16 protein-coding genes are annotated in these 21,827 nt (G+C 36.5%); 8 read left to right on the top strand and 8 right to left on the bottom strand.

Annotated features, from left to right (window positions below; genetic code table 11):
• Positions 1-74: 74 nt before the first annotated feature.
• The gene (locus tag ACHABW_RS17665; protein WP_435757154.1) at positions 75-908 is read right to left on the bottom strand and encodes an Ltp family lipoprotein; all 834 of its coding nucleotides are present in this window, start codon (positions 906-908) and stop codon (positions 75-77) included.
• An 824-nt stretch (positions 909-1,732) separates the two neighbouring features.
• Here ACHABW_RS17665 and betA point away from each other — a divergent pair.
• A complete protein-coding gene (gene betA / locus ACHABW_RS17660) occupies positions 1,733-3,415 on the top strand; it encodes a choline dehydrogenase (RefSeq protein ID WP_435757152.1) in 1,683 nt (560 codons plus the stop codon).
• Between the two features lie 327 nt (positions 3,416-3,742).
• Here betA and ACHABW_RS17655 read toward each other — a convergent pair whose 3' ends face one another.
• From ACHABW_RS17655 to cudC, 3 genes are all read right to left on the bottom strand, one after another.
• On the bottom strand, positions 3,743-4,666 hold the full coding sequence (locus ACHABW_RS17655) for a glycine betaine ABC transporter substrate-binding protein (RefSeq protein ID WP_435757150.1): 924 nt from the start codon (positions 4,664-4,666) through the stop codon (positions 3,743-3,745).
• A 650-nt stretch (positions 4,667-5,316) separates the two neighbouring features.
• Complete coding sequence (locus ACHABW_RS17650; protein WP_435757148.1) at positions 5,317-6,225, bottom strand: glycine betaine ABC transporter substrate-binding protein; 909 nt, start codon at positions 6,223-6,225, stop codon at positions 5,317-5,319.
• A gap of 186 nt (positions 6,226-6,411) precedes the next feature.
• Positions 6,412-6,963 (bottom strand): choline uptake/conversion transcriptional regulator CudC, encoded by a 552-nt coding sequence (cudC, locus tag ACHABW_RS17645; RefSeq protein WP_435757146.1) that lies wholly within the window; start codon positions 6,961-6,963, stop codon positions 6,412-6,414.
• Positions 6,964-7,255: 292 nt separating this feature from the next.
• Here cudC and betB point away from each other — a divergent pair, with 292 nt between their 5' ends.
• A complete protein-coding gene (gene betB, locus ACHABW_RS17640) occupies positions 7,256-8,728 on the top strand; it encodes a betaine-aldehyde dehydrogenase (protein ID WP_435757144.1) in 1,473 nt (490 codons plus the stop codon).
• Positions 8,729-9,754: 1,026 nt separating this feature from the next.
• On the opposite strand, the gene ACHABW_RS17635 is transcribed toward betB, so the two are convergent.
• Positions 9,755-10,012: a DUF4277 domain-containing protein gene (locus tag ACHABW_RS17635; RefSeq protein WP_435757142.1), complete on the bottom strand. Its 258-nt coding sequence runs from the start codon at positions 10,010-10,012 to the stop codon at positions 9,755-9,757.
• A 246-nt stretch (positions 10,013-10,258) separates the two neighbouring features.
• Positions 10,259-12,373 carry a helix-turn-helix domain-containing protein gene (locus ACHABW_RS17630; protein ID WP_435757140.1) on the bottom strand — a complete coding sequence of 705 codons (2,115 nt, stop codon included), beginning with the start codon at positions 12,371-12,373 and terminating at the stop codon, positions 10,259-10,261.
• A gap of 273 nt (positions 12,374-12,646) precedes the next feature.
• Between ACHABW_RS17630 and ACHABW_RS17625 the strand changes: the two genes are divergently transcribed.
• The 3 genes from ACHABW_RS17625 (at position 12,647) to ACHABW_RS17615 (ending at position 15,657) form a co-directional block, all read left to right on the top strand.
• Positions 12,647-13,357: a DUF5058 family protein gene (locus ACHABW_RS17625; protein ID WP_435757138.1), complete on the top strand. Its 711-nt coding sequence runs from the start codon at positions 12,647-12,649 to the stop codon at positions 13,355-13,357.
• 21 nt (positions 13,358-13,378) lie between these two features.
• Positions 13,379-14,101, top strand: coding sequence for a small-conductance mechanosensitive channel (locus ACHABW_RS17620; protein ID WP_435757136.1), 723 nt, complete (start codon positions 13,379-13,381; stop codon positions 14,099-14,101).
• Positions 14,102-14,244: 143 nt separating this feature from the next.
• Positions 14,245-15,657, top strand: coding sequence for an amidohydrolase (locus ACHABW_RS17615; RefSeq protein ID WP_435757134.1), 1,413 nt, complete (start codon positions 14,245-14,247; stop codon positions 15,655-15,657).
• Between the two features lie 333 nt (positions 15,658-15,990).
• Here ACHABW_RS17615 and ACHABW_RS17610 read toward each other — a convergent pair whose 3' ends face one another.
• Positions 15,991-17,109 (bottom strand): MGDG synthase family glycosyltransferase, encoded by a 1,119-nt coding sequence (locus ACHABW_RS17610; protein ID WP_435757132.1) that lies wholly within the window; start codon positions 17,107-17,109, stop codon positions 15,991-15,993.
• A gap of 146 nt (positions 17,110-17,255) precedes the next feature.
• On the opposite strand from ACHABW_RS17610, the gene ACHABW_RS17605 reads away from it, so the two are divergent.
• Positions 17,256-18,110, top strand: a complete 855-nt coding sequence (locus tag ACHABW_RS17605; RefSeq protein ID WP_435757130.1) for a metallophosphoesterase — start codon at positions 17,256-17,258, stop codon at positions 18,108-18,110.
• 55 nt (positions 18,111-18,165) lie between these two features.
• On the opposite strand, the gene ACHABW_RS17600 is transcribed toward ACHABW_RS17605, so the two are convergent.
• Complete coding sequence (locus ACHABW_RS17600; RefSeq protein WP_435757128.1) at positions 18,166-18,726, bottom strand: YkoP family protein; 561 nt, start codon at positions 18,724-18,726, stop codon at positions 18,166-18,168.
• A gap of 289 nt (positions 18,727-19,015) precedes the next feature.
• Here ACHABW_RS17600 and ACHABW_RS17595 point away from each other — a divergent pair, with 289 nt between their 5' ends.
• A complete protein-coding gene (locus ACHABW_RS17595) occupies positions 19,016-19,336 on the top strand; it encodes an ArsR/SmtB family transcription factor (protein ID WP_435757126.1) in 321 nt (106 codons plus the stop codon).
• 13 nt (positions 19,337-19,349) lie between these two features.
• Complete coding sequence (locus tag ACHABW_RS17590; protein ID WP_435757124.1) at positions 19,350-21,773, top strand: heavy metal translocating P-type ATPase; 2,424 nt, start codon at positions 19,350-19,352, stop codon at positions 21,771-21,773.
• Positions 21,774-21,827 lie beyond the last annotated feature (54 nt).

Genomic DNA, 21,827 nt, shown 5'->3' with positions numbered 1-21,827 from the left:
GGGCATGGTTTTTATGCCCGGTTTTTAACGATTATTTGCTTTTGAGTTCATTAATACATAATTAATAATATAGATTACTCTAAATTTTCAACTGCATAATCTGCTTGTTCTTGAGTGAATTTTTCTCCGTAGTCTGATGTTAATTGATCTCTTATTGCTTCTACCGACATATCCATTGACTCTTGATAACTTCTTGCTGATTCTAGTGCGTTCTCATTCCAGTCTGCTTCTATATTATCCACAGCGTATTGTGCTTCTTTATCTGTGAATTTTTCTCCGTATTCCGATATCAATTGGTCGTATATACCCGCTTTAGACATATGCATACTCTCGCTGTAGTTTTCTGCTGATTTCAATGCATTTTCGTTCCAATCAGCCTCAATATTGTCAATTGCGTACTGAGCAGCTTCTTCCGGGAATTGGTCACCATATTCGGAAGTCAACTGGTCAAAAATTCCGGCTTTAGACATATACATCATATCTGAATAGCTTTCTGCTGAATTTAATGCAGATATGTATTCAGTAGGGACATCGTCTTCTGTGTTTGTTTCTTCTTCGTCGGATGTGTTTTCAACATTCTCTTGATTGGATTCTTCTTCGACAGGTTCTTCAGTTTCCTCTTCTTCAGGTTCAACGGTATCTTCTTCTTCGATAGGTTCTTCCGTTTCCTCTTCTTCAGGTTCAGCGGTATCTTCTTCTTCAATTGATTCTTCTTGTTTTTCGTCATCTGCTGTTATTTCACTTTCATCTTCGGTAGGTGTCACAATAATACTAATGATAAGTAATAAGAAAGATCCACCAATAATTAATCCACTCTTAAATTTTTTCTTCTTAATGATACCAACAATAAATAATACAATTCCTACTATAATTCCTAGAAAACCTATTACCCCTAATAAAACTCCCAAAATAACCATCCTTTTCTTTATATGAGTATAGTTAAATGGTAGCATATCTAAAAGATATAAAACAAATAACAATATTCGACAGTTCATACAAACTCTTGTTAAAAGAGAAACATCAATGAAAACAGATGAAACTGATATATAAACTATATTTAAAGAACGGAATGATATGATTTTTAATGATGTTCTACAAGCTTCAGATGAGAAATGGTCTCCTATAGTGTTAACGTTATTTAGCGGTTTTATTGTTCTGTTTTAAAGTATTTGTATGTGTCATTTATAGAGGCTTCTCGAAGTTTAATAAAACTTTGAGAAGCCTCTTTTTCATTTCTCCTGTCGCATGACGATAGATGATCCGAGTGGCATCTATCGTCATGCTTCCAGGCGTCCAAAATATCCTCTATAGATAAACTCGACTAAGGCTGCAATGACTTGTAGTTTCTTCCACATGTGTGTTTCTTCTGAGTTTTGGTGAATGTTCATTTGTTTCGTTATCCGTTAGATTTGATTTTCAATATGTTGGCTTGCTCATGCCAATATTACCTTTCATTTCTTGAGTAAAAGTAAAATATCTCTAAAATAATACAGACACAGGTTTACAAAAAAATTATACTATGGTAAATTAAAAGTGTTAAATACATTAAATAAAAATTTAACAAAGTTAACAAAAGTCGAATCTGAGCCACTGAATTGGTTCAAGTAAATTTAATTAAAAAACTATCAAACTACGAACTGGTTTCAATAACAGAAGGTGAGTTTATGATAAATGCTTTTAGTATAGCTTTAATCACTAAACTAGTTTTCAAACATCCAAGGAGGTACTAAATATGAAAGAAACATACGATATAGTTATTATAGGTGGCGGTAGTGCGGGTTCTGTTCTCGGCGATCGCTTAAGTGCAGATGGGACACGCAGTGTTCTTGTGTTAGAGGCAGGGCGAAAAGATTTTTCATGGGACCTATTGATCCAAATGCCAGCAGCTTTGCCGTTCCCAGCAGGGAAATCATTATACGACTGGAAATATGAATCTGACCCTGAACCTTATATGAATGGACGGCATATCAAGCATGCCCGTGGAAAAGTTCTCGGAGGTTCGAGCTCAATTAACGGTATGATTTTCCAACGCGGTAATCCGATGGACTACGAACGTTGGGGCGCCGATCCAGGTATGGAAACGTGGAATTTTGCGCACTGTCTTCCATATTTCAAACGCCTGGAAAATGCTTTAGCTTCACCGGAAGATGAGCTTCGCGGTCACGATGGTCCTCTTAAACTAGAACGCGGGCCAGCTAAGAATCCTTTATTCCCAGCCTTTTTTAACGCAGGTGTCGAGGCTGGTTACTCGCGAACACCCGATGTGAACGGTTTCCGGCAGGAGGGATTTGGTCCGTTTGATAAGCATGTGTACAAAGGCAGACGATTGTCAGCTTCACGTGCATATCTGCATCCGGCTATGAAGCGTAAGAACCTCACTGTGAAAACTCGTGCTTTTGTTGCAAGTATCGATTTCGAAGGTACCCGAGCTAAAGGTGTGACATATGAACGAAACGGGAGAACTCATCAAGTTAAAGCAGGGGAAGTTATACTCTCTGGTGGTGCAATCAATACGCCGCAGCTGCTTCAATTGTCAGGTGTGGGTGACGCGAAGCACTTGCGCTCACTTGGCATTAAACCTGTAGTTGATCTTCCTGGTGTAGGTCAGAACCTTCAGGATCATCTTGAAGCCTATATTCAATACTCTTGTCCAGAACCGGTTTCAGAGCAGCCTAACTTAAATAAAGCGCGTATGCCTTGGATTGGTTTGCAGTGGTTGCTCAGTCGCAAAGGTCCAGCAGCAACCAACCATTTCGAAGGTGGGGGTTTTGTTCGTTCGAACGAGGACGTCGACTATCCAAATTTGATGTTCCACTTCCTTCCGGTAGCGGTACGGTACGATGGAAAAAAAGCAGACACTGATCACGGATTCCAGGTCCATGTAGGACCTATGTACTCCGATTCTCGAGGAACATTAAAGATTCGTTCGAAAAACCCTAAAGAGTACCCGAGCATGGTCTACAACTATCTTTCTACCGAACAGGACCGACGTGAGTGGATTGAAGCGGTACGAATTTCAAGGGATATTATGTCTCAGCCAGCAATGGCACGCTACAATTCAGGAGAAATTTCACCTGGTGATTCTGTTCAAACAGATGAAGAGATTTTGGATTGGGTGGCGAATGATGCGGAGACTGCGCTTCATCCATCGTGTACGGCAAAAATGGGACCAGCTTCAGACCCAATGGCTGTCGTAGATCCTCTAACCATGAAGGTCCATGGGCTCGACAATCTACGAGTGGCTGATGCATCTGCTATGCCCTATGTCACTAACGGTAATATCCATGCACCGGTATTGATGTTGGCGGAAAAGGCAGCGGACTTAATCCTTGGACGTAAACCACTGGAGCCTATTAATACGGACTTCTATCGTCATGGGGTACATCCAGCTGATGCAGGCACAATAAAAGGTTAAGTTAAATAATGCTTTCATAAGAAGGCCTCTTTCAAAATGTATTAGCCAGTCAAGGCATACATTTCATGAAAGAGTGCCTTCTTCTTTTTGTCTGGAACGTGTAAAAAAAGAAATAATAATTTTGGTGTTTATGCTTCTGTGATAAAACTGGGGACATTCACGTAAATAATGAAGTTCATCTTCTTGATTGAATTTTTTAAAGAACGTGATGAATGTAAATTATTGAACGTATACTCTGTATCGTAAGCTCTTTTAAACATAAAGAATGCTCCCCTTTAGTAATCAAATTACTTAAAGGGAAGCATATCTATTTTGTATTCAGTGTTCTTACTCTGCAGGCTCAAGATCCTCTATGGAATCGATGTCCATATAGGATGGTACAGCTAAACCAATCCTAGCCCCTTCAAGGTTCGGTCCTAAATCTTCAAATTGACCATCATACTCTTCATAAAGTGCACCATGTGTTGCAGGCATCCATGGAGATAGAGTAGCATCAGAATCACCAGATGCTATTGCACTAAACATAATAGATGGATCTACTGGTGTAAGCATAACATCGAAGCCTTGTTGTTCTAAAACAATTTTAGCCACATTCGTTGAAAAAGTTTCTGCATCCCACGAAGTTAAGACTAAGTCTATTGAAGTACCATCAACAGGTTCTACCCCTTCTGTCCATTCTGTAACCTTTTCTGGATTCTCATCCACCCACTCTTGAGCTACTTTTTCAAAATCAAAATCCATTTCTTGAGCTTCAAGTAAAGCTTCTTGGAATACTGGTAGTTCCCAGTGAAGTCTATCAAGAATCGTATAAGCACTAGGCATGTCTTCTTTTAGACCTTGTCTTACAATTGTTGTAATGTGTTCCTCCTCACCAAAGATAAGTTCAGGATCTTCTAAGTACTTTATATCATATTTAGCAAACATATAGTGAGGTGACCATGCAGCAACAATGATGGGTTCTTCGTTTTCAATAGCGTCTCCTAACGCGGTCAACATGGCAGCTGCTGAAGACGTTTCCTGTTCCCAACCAGCAAGACTTTCATACTCAGCTATAGCCTTCTCATTTGTCTGTGTTTGCCCAGCACCAGGCTCAATACCAGTAATTTGATATCCCATTTCTTCACTGACATTTGATGTATCTTCTGTCTGCCCATTCCCGCTGTCATTTGACTCCTCTGTTCCACATCCAGCGGCTACAAGGGATAAAGATAAACCAGCAATAATCCCTAGATTTTTTCTCCAATTAAACATGTTTAGTACACTCCTTTAGTTACTATTATTACCACTTTTCTGCTCTGCTATGTAGTAATTTTCAGTTGTCTTTTATGTTCTATGTCACCAACAGTAAAAGCATATGAAATAGCGAGATTAGAGACTAACTGCTTTAAATGTTAAGCTTTCGTTGATGTACAAGTCAAACGGTTAATACTGTAATTATTGTCGAAATAGTATGTAAAATGTAAGGTTGTCCGTACTTCAAGGTATATAACGTTTACTTCCTTCACTATGCTCCATCTTAGAGCCATTGTACCCATATTCACTCTTTTTCCTTGTTAATATGAATTTGTTCAAGGAGGAGGATAATGTACGTTTGACAACTAGTTGCTTGTGAATTGTACTTCAAGTAACAGCTTGCTTATTTTGAAGAGGATTAGACTTTTCTTATCTTAACGTTGTAAATCCGTAATTTCTTGAAGCTACTCCACGGGTAAACTGTTGGTAGCATGTAGTAAAAACTGTGCCAATTTTTTCTGAAAAACATGACAGAAGTAGTACATTTTTATGGCCGTAATCAAAGGGGAAAGTATAAAATATAAAACAGTTTTGAAATACAAAAAAAGCTGGTCTCTCCAAATTGAAGGACCAGCTTTTTTTTGTATTTCAACTATTTACTTATGTCTTTATTTTACCCATTCATCAACCAAGTCTTGATTCTCTTCAATCCATTTCTTAGCCCCATCAAGAGGGTCTTCGGCATTATCTACATAACTGATAAGTTGGCCAATTTCTTCGTCATTCATCTTCCAATTTTTAAACCACTCACTCACTTCTGGATGATCTTCTTCAAATCCAAGTCTTGTAGCATGGTGAATTTTTTCTACACCACCGAATGTGTTTTGCGGATCCTCTAGGAATTTCAAGTCATAGTTAGAGAATACCGAGTGCGGGCTCCAAAGTGGTGACACGATTGGTTCTTCATTTTTTATTGCTTCTCCAATCGCAGTTATCATCGCAGGTTCAGAGCTTGGTAGTAGTTCAAACTCAAGATTATAATCTTCAATTAATTGTTCCGTTACTTCCATCGTCCCTGCGCCAGAATCAAAACCAATAATTTGTCCTTCAAACAGTTCTATATGTTCATTTAGATCTTCTACACTATTCACTTCTTCTAAATAGGTTGGAACAACAAGTCCTACTTTTGCATTATCAAACCAAGTAGATTCTGAAAAGTTAACAGTATCTTCATACGTATCCAAATAATTCGCATCTTGAACCGGTAACCATATCTCTAAACTAGCATCTAGCTCGCTAGTTGCTAAAGCCTCCATCGTAACACCCATGTCCAATAAGTTTAACGTCACGTCATAACCTTTATCTTCTAAAATTACTTTCCACATGTTTGTTACTGCAATATTTTCAGCCCAGTTAATTTGAGCAATCGTTAATTCTTCATCACTTACCTTGGTTTCTGTTTCTGCGTCATCTTGTGCACTGTTAGTTTCCCCACTATTATTGCTTCCGCATGCTGTTAGTACAGCAGCCATTAGTATCGCTAAGATAAAAATAAGTGTTTTTTTCGAGTTGTTCATGTTGTAAAACCCCTTTGTTTTTTTATTTGCTAAACTAAAATATTTCAAATGTTAAAAACGTTAAGAAATATTTTAACGATAACACAAAACTTAAACATCTCCTATTTAGAAGATAGAAGTGAAACATTTATATTGAAGGTAGTCAATAGTTTTTTTCTAGAGACTACCTGATAACTTCTTTTCAAATTAATCTTGCTGTTCTTTAGGTAAAAATTCAAATATCTTACCACTTCTTATGCTTGCAACTAAGTCTGTCAACCAGTGATAATATGTTTTAGACTCTTCTAATTGATCATAGTATTTTTTTGCTTCTGCAACAATTTCTGGTGTACTAGTAGGATCTTTTATGACATCTATTAAATCCTCTTGTGCTTCCTCAGTTGCTTCCAAATTCATTTTTACTTCGCGTTCCCACATGTGACAGTAGAACACCATAAAGGAACGGAAGAAATTTTTCTCAGCTACATAGGTATGTTTCCTAGAACCGCGGGTAAATGTTTTCTTCACCATTTCTATTTCTTGGAGCTTACGGACACTAGTACTCATACTCGGTTTACTCATTTCAAGTTCCGTACGCATCTCATCAAGAGTCATCTGATCTTTAAAGTACATCGTCGCATATAAATTTGCAGCAGATGGTGTTAGACCATATAAATCCATTGTCTCTGCAATGGCCCCAATAACTTTATCTTTGGCTTCTTCTATTTTAATTTTCGATCTATCAGTAGATTCACTCATAAAGTCACTCCCTTCATAATAAAGTTAAGTGCGTTAAATCTTTTTTTAATCTTCTTCACAAACTTTATGATACCGTGTACAGATTAAATGTCAAATGGAAAAACATGATTTTAGACAACTGCATACGTCTACTAACTTAGTATGACAAGCCTTCTAGTTAATTTAAATTCTTTCTAAACTTTTTTGTTTTAAATGTCTCTTTGACAGCCTCCAAAATAAATGGTATTATATTAAAAACGTTAAATATATTTTTAACAAACTTAATTTATTCGAAAAACTGGAGTTGATGGATTTGAGTATAAAACAACAACAATACATTAATGGTCAATGGGTAGACGCGAATTCAGGTAATACGCGTGATATTATTAATCCATTTAACAAGGAAATTATTGCTACTGTACCAGAATCTGATGAAACAGATACAAAAGCAGCAATTGCTGCTGCAAGAGCAGCATTTGATAATGGAGAATGGTCTTCTACTCCAGCAACAGAACGAGGGGCTATTGTAAGGAAAATTGCGGAATTAATAGAAAGAGATAAAGAAGAGCTTTCTAGATTAGAATCATTAGATACTGGTAAAACAGTAGAGGAAAGTCGTGGAGATATGGATGATATCGCTGGAGTATTTCGATATTATGCAGAGCTTGCAGACAAGAATGGCGGGGAACTGATTGATTCTCCAGTGCCAAACTCTATTAGTAGAGTGGTTAACGAACCAGTTGGTGTTTGTGGTCAAATAACACCGTGGAATTATCCATTACTTCAAGCGTCTTGGAAACTAGCTCCAGCGCTTGCGACTGGGAATACTTTAATAATGAAGCCAAGTGAAATTACACCACTTACTACGATTAAAGTATTCGAACTAATGGAAGAGGCGGGAGTGCCTGCTGGTGTTGCTAACCTAGTACTTGGTGCTGGTAACACAGTTGGTGCAGAGCTATCCAGTAACATGGATGTGGACCTTATTTCCTTTACAGGAGGAATTGTTACCGGGAAGAAAATCATGCAAGCGGCAAGCGTTAATGTGAAGAAGCTAGCACTTGAACTTGGTGGGAAAAACCCTAACATTATCTTTGCTGATGCTGATTTTGAGATAGCTGTAGACCAAGCATTAAACGGGGTATTCTTCCACGCAGGACAAATCTGTTCTGCTGGTACAAGACTGATTGTAGAAGAAAGTATTCACGATGAGTTCGTTCAAGCACTTGTTGAGCGAGTGAAAAAGTTTAAGCTTGGAAGCGGATTTAATGAAGATACACAAATGGGCCCGCTTATTTCAGCAGAGCAACTTGCGAAAGTAGAAGAGTATGTAGAAACAGGTGTTAAAGAAGGTGCTACAATTGCAGTTGGTGGTAGCCGTCCAGAAGATCCGGAACTACAAAATGGATTTTTCTACCTTCCAACTATTTTCACAGACTGTACAACAGACATGAACATTGTTCAAGATGAAGCATTTGGTCCTATTATCACGGTTGAGAAATTCCGTACAGAAGAGGAAGCAGTAAAGCTTGCTAATGACTCGATTTACGGACTTGCTGGTGGCGTTTGGACAAACGATATTGCAAAAGCTGAACGCTGTGCAACAAAGATGCGCATGGGTACTGTTTGGATCAATGAATTCAACCTGTACTTCCCACATGCACCATGGGGTGGATTTAAGCAGTCTGGTATTGGACGCGAACTAGGAAAACTAGGTATGGAAGAATACACAGAAACAAAGCATATATTCCAAAACCTTAAACCTGAAGCTATTAACTGGTTCTAAGATATCAGTGTTGAAGTGACAGATGTAGGCATTATACTAGATATGAAACAACTGAAGGTAAAGAGCTAATAGCCTAAACCAAATAGTACACTTGCAGTCTTAAACCGAGTTTCATCTTTCTAATTATGGATTAGTGTTAAACTAAACATTCATACTCTCCAAAGAGCTAATAAAAAATGCTATCATTTCTCTAACGCAATCAAGTGAGAAACGATAAAATTCCGTTAGAGATGTTACAGACTCTCTTACGGGCGGCATGATGTAATAAGGGAATGAGACCCCTTTTATATCAACTTTCATGAACCTTAACAACATTCTAAGTGTCTGTAAAAATGATGATATTAACTATTAAGATTATTAGATAGGTCTTTCGTTAAGTTACAAACTTAATGGAAGACCTCTTTTTATAATACTACTACCATTGTAGCCGACTGATATGTTAATGGGCTTGGGAGTTATAATTGATCCGACTTAAGCCTTCAGAAGTGCTGTTTTTTTAGCTTCTGACGGTGCAGCAGCGATCACTGGTGAAGGAATAGGCGTTGCGGTGGTATGTAAGCTAGATTCCGAGCTACCTAATCAAGGCATACTTTTTGGTATAGATGAACTAATATGTAACCTATTCTATGTGTCGGGTTGTTTACGCCAAAATATCAAGCGGTTCCTGTTTTTTCGACATGAAAGACAGGGAGCTATCCTTTTCAAGTGTTCCAATTCGCGGTGACTGTTCGATGGGACGAGTCGTTTTATCTTCCCTTCCTGAACGATCGATCCATGGCAGGTGTGAAACCACGGTGGCCCTTGAGAAACGCGGAAAGGGCTTCTTTCGCGTCGGATTCACAAGCTCCTTTTCCAGCTTTTCTTTTTTCGGGCATCTAGCTTGTTGGAATGCACGACAAGAAACCGAAGACTTCGTTGGAATACCCTCGTACGATTTTTAATGTACCTTCGTCGTCCGGGTTCACCATCGCTTCCCCCGTATGCACGAAGGAGGTCGTATCAAAGTGAAGGCTGTCCCAGGAAAGATCAGCGACTTGTTGAATGCCTTGAACAAGCTTGCATCATCACGATAGAAAGGTCTGCCTTATAAGGGGCGTCCAATGCCCTGGATAAGGCATCATCATTAAAGTCGTTTGTTTCCACAACGGTACCATAAGGCGAGGCGATACCTTGCTTTTCATAGAATTCTTCCACCTTATAAAGCGCTTTGCGATCGGTTAATTGATTGATGATCAATGCGGCGATTCGAGTTCCTATGGAGACGTTACAGTCTTCCTTTTTCATAGGGGATACCTTATCAATACGCGCAATTAGCTCCATCTTATCGATCAACTGGCTTATAAAACGGGTGCTGCCCCGATATGCAACGGGTGAATGTTAGGAATGTCTCGCAAATGTTATAATTCCGGTTTTGGTTATGGTATAACCTTTGATATCATTATGCTAAATTCATGCTAAAAGGTATTTTTATGCTAGAAAAGGCGCGGAATCTGGGTGTTATTCTAAACAGACAATTAAGTTTTTAGTTAATTATACCAGTAAATGGTGATAAGTCTCTCTAAGGTGACAAGCTAACTGTATTCTTAGAGCATCCTCATTATTATTTAACTCTAATTGTAGTAAATCTTCAATTTTTTTGATTCGTTGATATAATGTATTAATATGAATGTGAAGCTTATCGGCTGTTTTCGTAGCGGAACGATTGTTTTTAATGTATGTGAGTAGAGTTTTTTCTAAATCTTTGTTTCGATCGTGAGCAGACCAAAGTGGTGAAAAGATCTCGTTTATAAATTGTTCGATTTCCTCAAAAGATTGATTTAAAAATAGTCTATTCAACCCAATATCTTCAAAGCGGAAAATTTCTGTTCTATTCTGATTAGCTAGATAAGACAGTGCCTTATTGGCTTCATCGTAACATTTTTTAATATTTTCTAATCCTTTATAAATGGTGCTTATTCCCCCACGAAAAGGAGGGTTATCACTTTTCTCCCATCCCTTTCTTATAGATTGGAATATTGAATAAATGTGATTAAAGTTATCGGGTTCTGGTATGGAAATAAGTATGATAATTTTATTATTAAAACCATATATCAATTTTTCCTCAGTTTGCAGTTGTTTTTTTATTTTTGAGATTAGTTGATGGATTTGAATCTCAAGTAATTGTAAGTCCGAGTAGTTGGGTATTTCAAAAACAGTGATCACCCAATGAGAAGAAGCGTTTAGTCCAATCTCTTTTGCTTGTCTAGCTAATTGGTGGGCATCTTGATAGTTTAGCAAACTCTCAAATTGTTCGTGGGTCTTCTTATAGAAGATTTCTGTAATTGTTTGTTTTTTAAGTAACTCCAAAGCCAATATAGAACAACCTTGTTCAAGTGTCATTTGATCGGAGTTTGAAATGGGCACTGTTTCGTTCATAATTAAGCAACCAAGCAAAACAGTTCCGTTATAAATAGGATAAAGAAAATACTTTTTGATTGATTGTTCGATGATTTCAACATGTAAAGGTTGACGTTTATTTGAAAGTATTTTTTTAATTTCATAAATACTCAAAGGAGCTTGAATGGAATTATCTGAATAGAACATATTATCAAGTACATTTAAAAATGATACAGAGGGCTGAATCATTTGATTAATTTCAAGAACGATTGTTTCAACTCCATTATTTTGTAGAGAAATATTTGTTAATGCTGCATGCACATCATGTCTTTTTTGAAGTAGAGTGTTTTTTTCCTTTAGCTGGTTACTTAATTTCGTTATTTCGATTAATCTTTGATTTGCTTTTGAATAAAATTGTGCATTTTGAATTGCAATAGCAGCTTGTGTAGCAAACCCTTGCAGTAACATAAGGTCATGTTCGACTAACACTTTCTTTTTATACCATTGATGAATAATCATTACTCCAATTCTTTTATCATCTATTGAGATGGGGACACACATAGCAGCTTCTGTTTTTTTTGCAGCAGAGGTAATGTAATAATAATTTTCCTTAGAGATATTATTAAGTTTCATTTCGTCAAAAAGCCCTTTTTTTGAATTAAAAATCCTTCCTATTCCATCTTCGAATACTTTACCGGTAATGGATTCCCCTACTTTCATTTTTAAATGATAAATATTTTGGTTAAAACCTACAGGTGATTTCGGAATTAATCGTTCCGTTGAATGGTCATAAAGAAGTAAAAAACCTGCATCTGCAGCTGGAATTACTTTAAGGGCATTATTAATAATCTTTTCTAGTACTTCATTAAGATCTAAGCTAGATGTTAATGAACGAAAACTATCAATTACATTATTCAGTTCTATATCTTTCTCTTGAATGATTTCTTTCAATAGCGGTAGAGAAAGGAAATTATATAAATACTCTATCTCCTCATTAGTAAGAACAATATAAGGTCGATATATGCACACGCAAACTTGATTTCCATCAGGATAATAAAAAAATATTAAATGTTTATCGCTTTGTTTCTTGATTCTGAAGGTGGTAGTTTCTTCTTGACAATTGTGAAGCGGTGGTGAAAGAGGCTCTTTATTCCCGCTACTATATAATAAGTTCCTTTCATTTTGATAGTGTTTATATGTCCATACTTGAAACGGAATATCATTTAATTTTCTTTTTAAAAATAAAAGATAATATTCAACTTGACTCAACTCATACGCCCCCTCTTAATACAATGTATAACCTTACACTTTGATTGTATTTATTATGTAAGGTTATACATTGTATTCTTCTTAACCTGAGTGTAAAGTAAAAGTAATAGTTTGAAAAGTCTAAACGTTCAAAAAACTCAATTAAAACATAAGCTCTGTAAATTTCGCATAAAACAGAGTCGGAAGGGAGTAAATGAAAGCGCTAACAATAAAAACGGCGAGATAGATTTCATTATAGAACTTTAGGCAAAATAATGTAGAGAGCGGGGTTAAATGATGGAACAAGTAATGCAAATAGCAAATAGTTTTCCACTTTGGATTTTTGCTTCACTAGTAGCTGGCGTTGTTATATTTCAGGCAATTATTTTTATAAGACTTGCTTCAAAAACAAGTTCATCTATCGGAATGACTTCCCAAGAAGTTAAAGCAGCTATTAGAACGGGGGCCATTAGCTCTTTAGGACCTTCCCTCGCCATTGTGATTGTGGTTATTTCTCTTCTTACATTAATAGGAGATCCTGTTACGTTAATGCGAATTGGAATCATTGGCTCAGCTGCTATTGAAGTGGTTGGTGCTAGCATTGGTTCGCAAGCAGCAGGAGCTGAATTAGGAGCTGCTAATTACACTGCAATGGCCTTTACGACTGCTGTATGGGTTATGTGTCTTGGTGGATTGGGTTGGTTGTTATTCGTGTTATTTTTTACAAAATCACTAGGGAAAATACAAGATAAGGCCATTGGTAAAACGAAAAACGTAAATACTTTAAAACTAGTTTCAACTGCAGCTATGTTAGGAGCCTTTGGTTATCTTGGAACAGGAGAAATGGTAAAGGGTTTAACTGAGTCAATTGTATTAGTTGTTGCATTTATCAGTATGCCAATCATAATGTGGATTGCAAATAAATTTAATTTAAACTGGTTGAAAGAATGGTCACTTGGATTGATCATCATTATAGGTTTGACGGTTGGTTACATTATTTCGTAAAAGAGGGGCAGGAGATGGTGAATGGCACTTAGTAATGAAGCAAAAAACGTGGTTAAGAGTGAAGGAAAGCAAGTAAAATCAGATATAATAAATTTTGATCACTTTCAAGATAAGGCACATTTTTGGGGGCGTTTGACAATCGGGGCGGTTATTATTTTAACGTTAATGGTCCCTCTTTATCTTTCATTTGTTCTTGGTTTTCATCCGGGTTGGAACGTAATTATCACAGGATTCGCTGCTTATGCTTCAATTATTGCACTAGTTTGGGTAATTGAGCCTATAAGTTATTATCCAGTGCTAGGGGTTTCAGGTACTTATCTTGCCTTTCTAACTGGAAATATTGGAAACCTATGCCTTCCTTGTGCATCAATTGCTCAAAGTGTTGTTGGTGCAGAACCTGGGACAAAAAAAGGTGAGCTTACGGCGACGTTAGCTATAGCTACTGCCTCGCTTGTTAATATCATCATCCTTATTTTAGCTGTTCTAGGTGGTTCATATATGATATCTCTTTTGCCTGAATCAGTGGCCAATTCATTTGTATTTGTTCTTCCAGCTATTTTTGGGGCAGTTATCGCGAAATTTGCTGTTCAAAGGCCAGTATGGGGAATTGTTGCAATTGCCTTTGGATTATTTGTGAATTTAGGTCCAGTAGCACGTCCTTTGCAAACCTTTTTGTGTATCCTTGGGACAGTGGTGGTTTGCATGCTTTTGGAGAAATTTAAAAGACAAAGGGAAGTAGAATAATAATTAAATGTAAAAAAGAATACAGAGTTTCGCACGTTGCCAATTTGCATGGAATTGTTTAAAGTTGAGCAACCTGCTAGAAATATTTAAGATGAAAAGGTCGATCTGAAACTTAAGTTAAATTTATGATGGAGTGATTAGATTTGAGTAAACAAAATATTTTACAATTAATGAACAGGTATCAGTCCGAGTTTACTGATATGGCGAAAAAGATTTGGGAACATCCTCAATTAGCATATGAAGAAGAGTATGCTTCTAATTTACAGATATCTAAATTAGAAGAAGAGGGATTTAACATTCAGTCACATATCGGTGGAATTGATACAGCGTTTGTGGCTGAATACGGCACTGGAAAACCTGTAATTGGAATATTAGGTGAATATGATGCTTTGCCAGGACTTTCTCAACAAGTAAGCGCAATTCAAGAAGAAATTGTTTCAGGTGGTCCAGGGCATGGTTGTGGACATAATTTACTTGGTACAGCGGGTGTAGAAGCTGTCATAGCTCTAAAAAAAGTAATGAAAGAGGAAGAGATTAGCGGAACAATCCGATACTATGGTTGCCCGGCAGAAGAGGTTCTCTCTGGAAAAACATTTATGGCAAGAGAAGGTGTATTTAATGATTTAGATTGTGCTTTAACATGGCACCCTGGTGACTCGAACATGGTAATGAATATGAGTATGCAAGCGATGGTTTCTGTGAAATTTCATTTTAAAGGTATTACCGCACATGCCGCGGCAGCACCTCATGCAGGAAGAAGTGCTCTTGATGGTGTAGAGCTTATGAATGTAGGAACAAACTATTTACGTGAACATGTTCCAGATGGTACCCGCATACATTATGTCATTACAAATGGTGGCCTAGCACCCAATGTTGTTCCAGATGAGGCTAGTGTCTGGTATTACTTGAGAGGAGCGAGTAAAGATCAAGTTGATCAATTACTCACGAGAGTCGAGAAAATTGCAAATGGTGCAGCCATGATGACGGAAACAAATATAGAATCTGAAATATTAGCGTATGCATATGAAACGCTTCCGAATGAACAACTAAATGAGCTTATGTTTGAAAACATGCATCAATCGACTGCGTTGTTATTTAATGAGGATGAGCAAAGTTTTGCAACACAGTTAGTGAATTCCATTGATCAGAAAGTCGGAAATGAAACTAGCTTGTTTGGGAGTACAGTTGATGAGCTTCTCCCAATAAACTTTCAATATAAGAGGGAACTAAGTGGAAGATCTATTGGCGGTTCAACTGATGTTGGTGATGTTAGCTGGATTACACCAATTGGCATGATTAGTACAACCTGTGCTCCTGTTGGTGTTCCACTTCATTCTTGGCAGGCGACTGCTTCTTTTGGATCATCAATTGGTTATAAAGGGATGCATTTAGCGGCCCAAATCATGTCACTAACTGCTTATGATTTGTTGGTGAATAAAGGGAAAGTTCTTGAGAAGGCAAAGGAAGAGTTTAAGAGAAGTACAAAAGAAAAGCAATATGTAGCTGGGATACCAAAAGAAACAGGACCACCCAAAGGTGCAGTGAAGATTAAATAACTTAGGAGCAACGATGCTTAAGGACAGAGGTGGAATAAACGTAGCCATCTTTGTTCTTTAATAATGTTTGGAACGTGAATAAAGTTCCGAGGTTTCTGAGCATCCCCTTTTAAAACTACAGATGTTCGCTATACATGAAATTCATATAACATCGGTCAGTAGATCGTTTTCCTGGCACTACTGAATAATTCCAGACTTTGGTTCCTAATCCTCAGTGCGTTGATTAGCAAACTGTACTATTGCTTTTTTATAAAGCATTTATACAATTTAATTGGTACTTTTAGGCTAACGGAACTTGATGGAAATTTCCAAATTCCGTATTGCTTTTCTAAATTACATTAATTGATCGACTATTATCTCCGCTGGCTCTTTGGAATGAATATGAGAATGGAAATTTGCCACGTGATTTTGATATTTTTCGAGTGTATTTTGGTTTCGGAGAATGGAATGTAATTGTTCATGAATACCCTGCTTATCTAGATGAAAGATCAAACCTAAATCTTTTAGCTGCTGCAGATTAATTTCTTCTTGGCCTGGCAATGCATGATAAATAAAAATAGGCTTGCGCTTAAAAAGACTTTCACTTATCGTGACACCTCCAGGCTTTGTTATAATTGCATCAATTTGATCATAAATTCTGTTCATTTTTTCCCTGCAGGTAATATACGGGAACGGAATAATATGGTTTTTTTGTATACTTTTTAGCTTTTCATATAATTTTCTATTTTTTCCGCACAACACATAATATTGAATTTCCTGGACAGGGACCTCTTTGATTTTTCGGATTAAGTCCTCCATGGCGCCGACACCTAGATTTCCTCCAGAAATTAAAACAGAAGATACAGATTTTGTTGACAGTTCTGCAGTTTGTTTCTGTTTTATAATTTTTGAATGGATCGGAATTCCGGTAATGAAAATTCGCTCATCTCTAATTCCTTTTTTAATCAAGAAATGTTTCATGTTATAAGAGGGAACAAAATGTAAGTCGATATACTCCACTCCCCAAAAACTGTGTATGAAATAATCTGTATACACATTGATAACCGGCACTCTAAGTTCATTTTTTTTCTTTAAGTAATTTAACATATAAGCGGGTAAAGCATGGGTACAAACTATTAGATCTGGTTTTTTTTCCTGTATAAGTCTTTTCATAAAATAAATAAATAAAAATTCATACAAACGATAACGTTTATTTTCTTCGATATTTTTGTAGACAGAGTTTTGATAAAGGGCATTATATATGCCGGGGAAAGCTTGTATCCATTTGAGATAGACGTTAGAAACTAAAGCTTCAATTTTTCCGTAACTGTATGCAAGAATATCTACCTTTTCGCACCTTATTTGTGGATGCAATTGTAAAATTTCATCTATTAAAGCAGTTGCAGTCTGATGATGACCAGATGGAATCTGTAAAAAAGGCAAGAATAACACGGATTTAGTAAGTTTATTCATAGGGCACCTCTTCTAAAAACTACGATAATTTTATTACTTCTGAGCATGATGGTATGGTATTCGCTGCCATGGAATTTAAGGCATTATTTACTTGCTGAAAAACAGTATTTCTCCTGTATAATCTAATAGGGAAGGAGTGATTGTCATTGAAGATATTGTTCTTTATAGTATTAGCCATTATTATTTTTTATTTCATTATAAAAGCCTATAAAAACACGAAGGATATCATCATTCATAAAATTAAAATCAATAATGAAGTGTCCCATGGACATATTCCTAAAATAAATATTCTACAACTTTCCGATTTACATCTCGAAAATATTTCTATTTCCCCTACCGAGCTTTATGAAAAATTAAAAGATGAGCCAATTGATTTAATTGCACTCACTGGAGATTTCCTCGACCGTAAAAGAACAATTCCTAAGCTTGTTCCATATTTAAAAATACTGAATCAATTAAATGCAAAATACGGTATCTATGCTGTTTTGGGAAACCATGATTATGTTTTACGTAATCAAAACTTACAACTATTAATAGAAACGCTTGAAGAATATAACTGTAAAGTTTTACAGAATGAAAATGAGATCATTTTTGTTCAGGGAAAACCGGTGAATATTATTGGCATCGATGATTTTAGTACAAAACGAAGCAACCTTGCAGCTTCATATAATGGACTAAAATCAGGAATAAACTTAGTGTTAACCCATGATCCGAATATCGTACTGCACATGGATAAATACCATTTTGACTATTTGCTTGCCGGCCATTTTCATGGAGGGCAAATCTGCTATCCAAAAGCGTATCACCTAGCAAAAATGGGTCAACTTGCTAGAATGAATATCATAAAAGGCTTGCATATACAAGGTGGGAAATCCTTTTATATCAGTGAAGGGTTAGGTCAAACAGGCGTTAATATCCGCGTTGGAAGCCGACCGGAAATTACATTTCATGAGTTTTCTTTGCCGGCTCCTATTATTAAAAAAGTAGTTGAAGCAATTTAAGGAGATAAGCTGTTAATTCATTAACAGCTTTTTTTCTTTTTTTTACAGATATTTATTAAAGCTTGTACATATTAGATAATTTTAGTCTGGACATAAATAAATAACTTGGCGCCTGTTGCATGAGAATATGATTAATTGACGAATTTTTGCTGGCCAGAATACTAATTGGTAAAAAAGATAATCGCTTAAACCATTTGTAAATGGGATGTGTGATGTCAACAATCTCAAAACCAAGACGTTCACAGCCTTTATTTAATAGCGTAATTCCAATAATTCCTTTTATTTCGTCAGAATTGCTATAGTTCCGAATGTAAATTTCAACACCAGGCAAAGACTTTTTGACATAATAGGAAATAATTTTAGCTCTTTTAAATTCACTCTTTATATCTTTAAGTTCTGATAAAAGTCTGACATTGTGAAGATGAATCTTTACTAAAGTATCATTTTTGTTTATTTGTGTACCATCTGAAAGGACGATACTTTTCCCTTTATATTTTGTTAGTCTGATCCTGAAAATATTTCCTTCTGTTCCTTTACTTGGAGGGGATGTAAGACGTGTGCAAAAATAGTATAAGGGATCGATTAAACCCCAAATTGAAATTAGATAACTTCTCATGTTTCCTGCCTCTCCTTTTCTTTTCCTTTCTGCATGATATTTTTAATCAACTTTGCCAATTTTATTGATGGAAAATTTTAACCGCTGCTATTTATTAGTAGAAAGCTTTCACTAAAGAATAAAAATGCAACTTTGATGAGAGTAAAGTATTACCTATTGAGGATGTTAGGCAAAGACACATAAAACAGTGTTTAGTGGACAAATTGAAGTTTGACACATATATTAGTTACTGCTAATATGATAATAACAAAACATATTAGTGTAAACTAATATAACGGGAGGATAACCAATGTTAAAAGTAGATATAGATACGAAGATGAAGTTTATGCATGGCTTTTCACATAAAACGAGAATTCAAATACTCGAATGTATAAAAGAAAATGAAAAAACAGTTTCACAGATTGTTCAGGACATAAAAGGTAATCAATCAAACATATCCCAGCACTTGGCGTGTTTAAAAGGATGCGGCCTTATTGTAGGGAGACAGGATGGAAAATATGTGTATTACCGTGTACGCAATCAACTTGTACGCGATTTACTAAAGATGTTTGATGTAGTGCTTGAAGATGTTCAAAATGATATTGCTAGTTGTGAAAATCATATAGATTAATGGGGTGGAATGAATGGCAGACAAAAGCGATGGATCAAGTGAAGAACTTATAAGTATGGAAGACAATAAAGGGTGTTGTAGTAGAGAAAAGGAAGAAAGTTCAAACAATCATATAACATCTGTTAACGGTGAAAAAGTAGATTATCGAATATACGGAATGGATTGTCCTTCCTGTGCAATAACTATAGAAAATGCATTAAGAAGGTTAGACAACATACAAGAAGCAAAGGTAACTTACAACACCTCGAAGCTGCAGGTAATCGGTACTAATGCCCTGTCTTCAGACAGTATAGAAAATGAAGTCCAAAAGCTAGGATTTAAGATAGAACCACTAAAACAAAACAAAAATGTGAGAACATATAATATTGAAGGAATGGACTGTGGTAGTTGTGCGAAAAGTATTGAAAATCACTTGAATACTGTTCCAACAGTTAGCCATGTAAGTGTAAACTTTTCCACTGGAAAAATGAAAGTGGAGCACGAAAATAGTGTTGATGAAATCGTTTCGGAAGTTTCTAAAACTGGTTTTAAAGCCTCTTTGCTTGAGAATGGCAGCAAATCAAAAGAAATTTCGGTAAACAAGGAAGGGTACGGTTTAATTACCTTATCGGGTATATTAATTGCCCTAGGTTTTATTGGTTCTTACAATGGGCTCCCCTTTTTAATGTCATCCATCTTATATGCGATAGCTATCGTTATAAGTGGCTATAAACCAGTGAAAAGTGCGTTTTATGCTGTAAAAAGTCGTTCGTTAGATATGAATGTTCTAATGTCAGTAGCAGCAATAGGCGCTGCTTTAATTGGAGAATGGTTTGAAGGGGCGACAGTAGTATGGTTATTTGCATTAGGTACTTTGCTTCAAAATAGATCGATTGAACAAACTAGAAGATCGATCAGCAATCTAATGGATTTAGCACCATCAGAGGCTTGGATCAAAGTTGGATCAGAGTTAGTTAAAAAGCCAGTGGAGGACATCCCGGTTGGGGAGACTATTGTGATTAAGCCCGGTGATAGAATTCCATTAGATGGGGAAATCATCCAAGGGGAGACCAGTGTAAACCAGGCGCCTATTACTGGAGAATCTATTCCAGTTGATAAAATGATTGGAGATGCGGTTTACGCAGGTACCATTAATGAAAGTGGTTCTCTAGAAGTTCGAGTCACGAAGTTAGTAGAAGAGACGACAATAGCTAAAATCATCCATTTGGTTGAAGAAGCCCAGGAGCAAAAAGCTCCTACCCAAGCATTTATCGATAAATTCGCAAGCATATATACACCAATTGTATTTATATTAGCATTCGTTGTCATTATACTACCACCACTTTTAGGCTTTGGAACATGGGGAGAATGGGCTTATAAAGGACTTGCATTATTAGTTGTTGCTTGCCCTTGTGCATTGGTTATATCTACTCCTGTTGCAATTGTTTCTGCTATCGGAAACGCTGCAAAAAATGGTGTGTTAATCAAAGGGGGGACGTTTCTAGAAAAAGCAGGTGCTATTAATGCGATTGCGTTTGATAAAACAGGGACATTAACAGAAGGGAAACCAAAAGTTTCTGAAATTGAATCGCTAACTGTTTCGGAAGAAGAGTTAATTTCTATCGCATTAACATTAGAAAATTATTCAACACATCCTATAGCAAAAACAATTGTTGCATATGCAAGAGACAAGGGAGTTAAGGGCAAAAACGGAGAGTTATATAAGAGTATAGTCGGTAAAGGTGTTCAAGCAACCATCAATGGAGACATTTATTATGCCGGTAATTTAAAACTGTTTGATGAAATGAATATATCCACGGGAGATGTCAGGAGCAAAGTAGACGAGATCCAAAGTCTAGGAAAAACGGTAGTCATTATCGGTACACAACAAGAAATAATGGGGATAATCTCTGTTTCTGATACCCTTCGATCAACTGCTGTTAGAGCATTGAATGGGTTGAAACAAGTAGGCGTAAAACAACTTGTCATGTTAACTGGTGATAATGCAGGTACTGCGAAATTGATTTCTAGCGAAACGAATGTAAATCGCTATTTTGCAGAGCTATTACCAGAAGATAAAGTGGATGCGATTAAACAATTACAAAGGGAAGGTCATAAAGTAGCCATGGTTGGCGATGGAATAAATGATGCCCCAGCACTAGCTACTGCTGATTTAGGTATTGCAATGGGTGGAGCAGGAACGGATACGGCAATGGAAACTGCCGATATTGTTTTAATGGCTGATAATCTGGAAAAGTTACCACATACGATTAAATTAAGTAGGAGAGCACTATCCATCATTAAACAAAATATCTGGTTTTCCTTAAGCGTGAAATTTATCGCATTAGTTCTTATATTTCCGGGATGGCTTACACTTTGGATGGCTGTGCTAAGCGATACAGGTGCTGCTATTATAGTAATACTAAATGCTCTCCGACTTCTAAAAGTAAAAGAGTAGTAAGGCTAGGCTGTTCGATAGCCTTAACAACTTTTTTGTTAAATTTTCTCACAA

The organism is Salipaludibacillus sp. CF4.18 (genome assembly GCF_051262595.1).
Classification (GTDB): Bacteria; Bacillota; Bacilli; order Bacillales; family Salisediminibacteriaceae; genus Salipaludibacillus; species Salipaludibacillus neizhouensis.
The sequence above is the reverse complement of the archived record's forward strand: the minus strand, read 5'-3'. Positions and strand labels throughout refer to the sequence as shown.

Excerpts from the sequence above, each read along its gene's own strand:
- betA (WP_435757152.1), top strand. The coding sequence starts at position 1,733 with ATGAAAGAAACATACGATATAGTTATTATAGGTGGCGGTAGTGCGGGT.
- ACHABW_RS17650 (WP_435757148.1), bottom strand. The coding sequence starts at position 6,225 with ATGAACAACTCGAAAAAAACACTTATTTTTATCTTAGCGATACTAATG.
- ACHABW_RS17590 (WP_435757124.1), top strand. The coding sequence starts at position 19,350 with ATGGCAGACAAAAGCGATGGATCAAGTGAAGAACTTATAAGTATGGAA.
- ACHABW_RS17610 (WP_435757132.1), bottom strand. The coding sequence starts at position 17,109 with ATGAATAAACTTACTAAATCCGTGTTATTCTTGCCTTTTTTACAGATT.
- ACHABW_RS17595 (WP_435757126.1), top strand. The coding sequence starts at position 19,016 with ATGTTAAAAGTAGATATAGATACGAAGATGAAGTTTATGCATGGCTTT.
- ACHABW_RS17620 (WP_435757136.1), top strand. The coding sequence starts at position 13,379 with ATGGCACTTAGTAATGAAGCAAAAAACGTGGTTAAGAGTGAAGGAAAG.
- cudC (WP_435757146.1), bottom strand. The coding sequence starts at position 6,963 with ATGAGTGAATCTACTGATAGATCGAAAATTAAAATAGAAGAAGCCAAA.
- ACHABW_RS17635 (WP_435757142.1), bottom strand. The coding sequence starts at position 10,012 with ATGAAAAAGGAAGACTGTAACGTCTCCATAGGAACTCGAATCGCCGCA.
- ACHABW_RS17600 (WP_435757128.1), bottom strand. The coding sequence starts at position 18,726 with ATGAGAAGTTATCTAATTTCAATTTGGGGTTTAATCGATCCCTTATAC.
- ACHABW_RS17655 (WP_435757150.1), bottom strand. The coding sequence starts at position 4,666 with ATGTTTAATTGGAGAAAAAATCTAGGGATTATTGCTGGTTTATCTTTA.
- ACHABW_RS17625 (WP_435757138.1), top strand. The coding sequence starts at position 12,647 with ATGATGGAACAAGTAATGCAAATAGCAAATAGTTTTCCACTTTGGATT.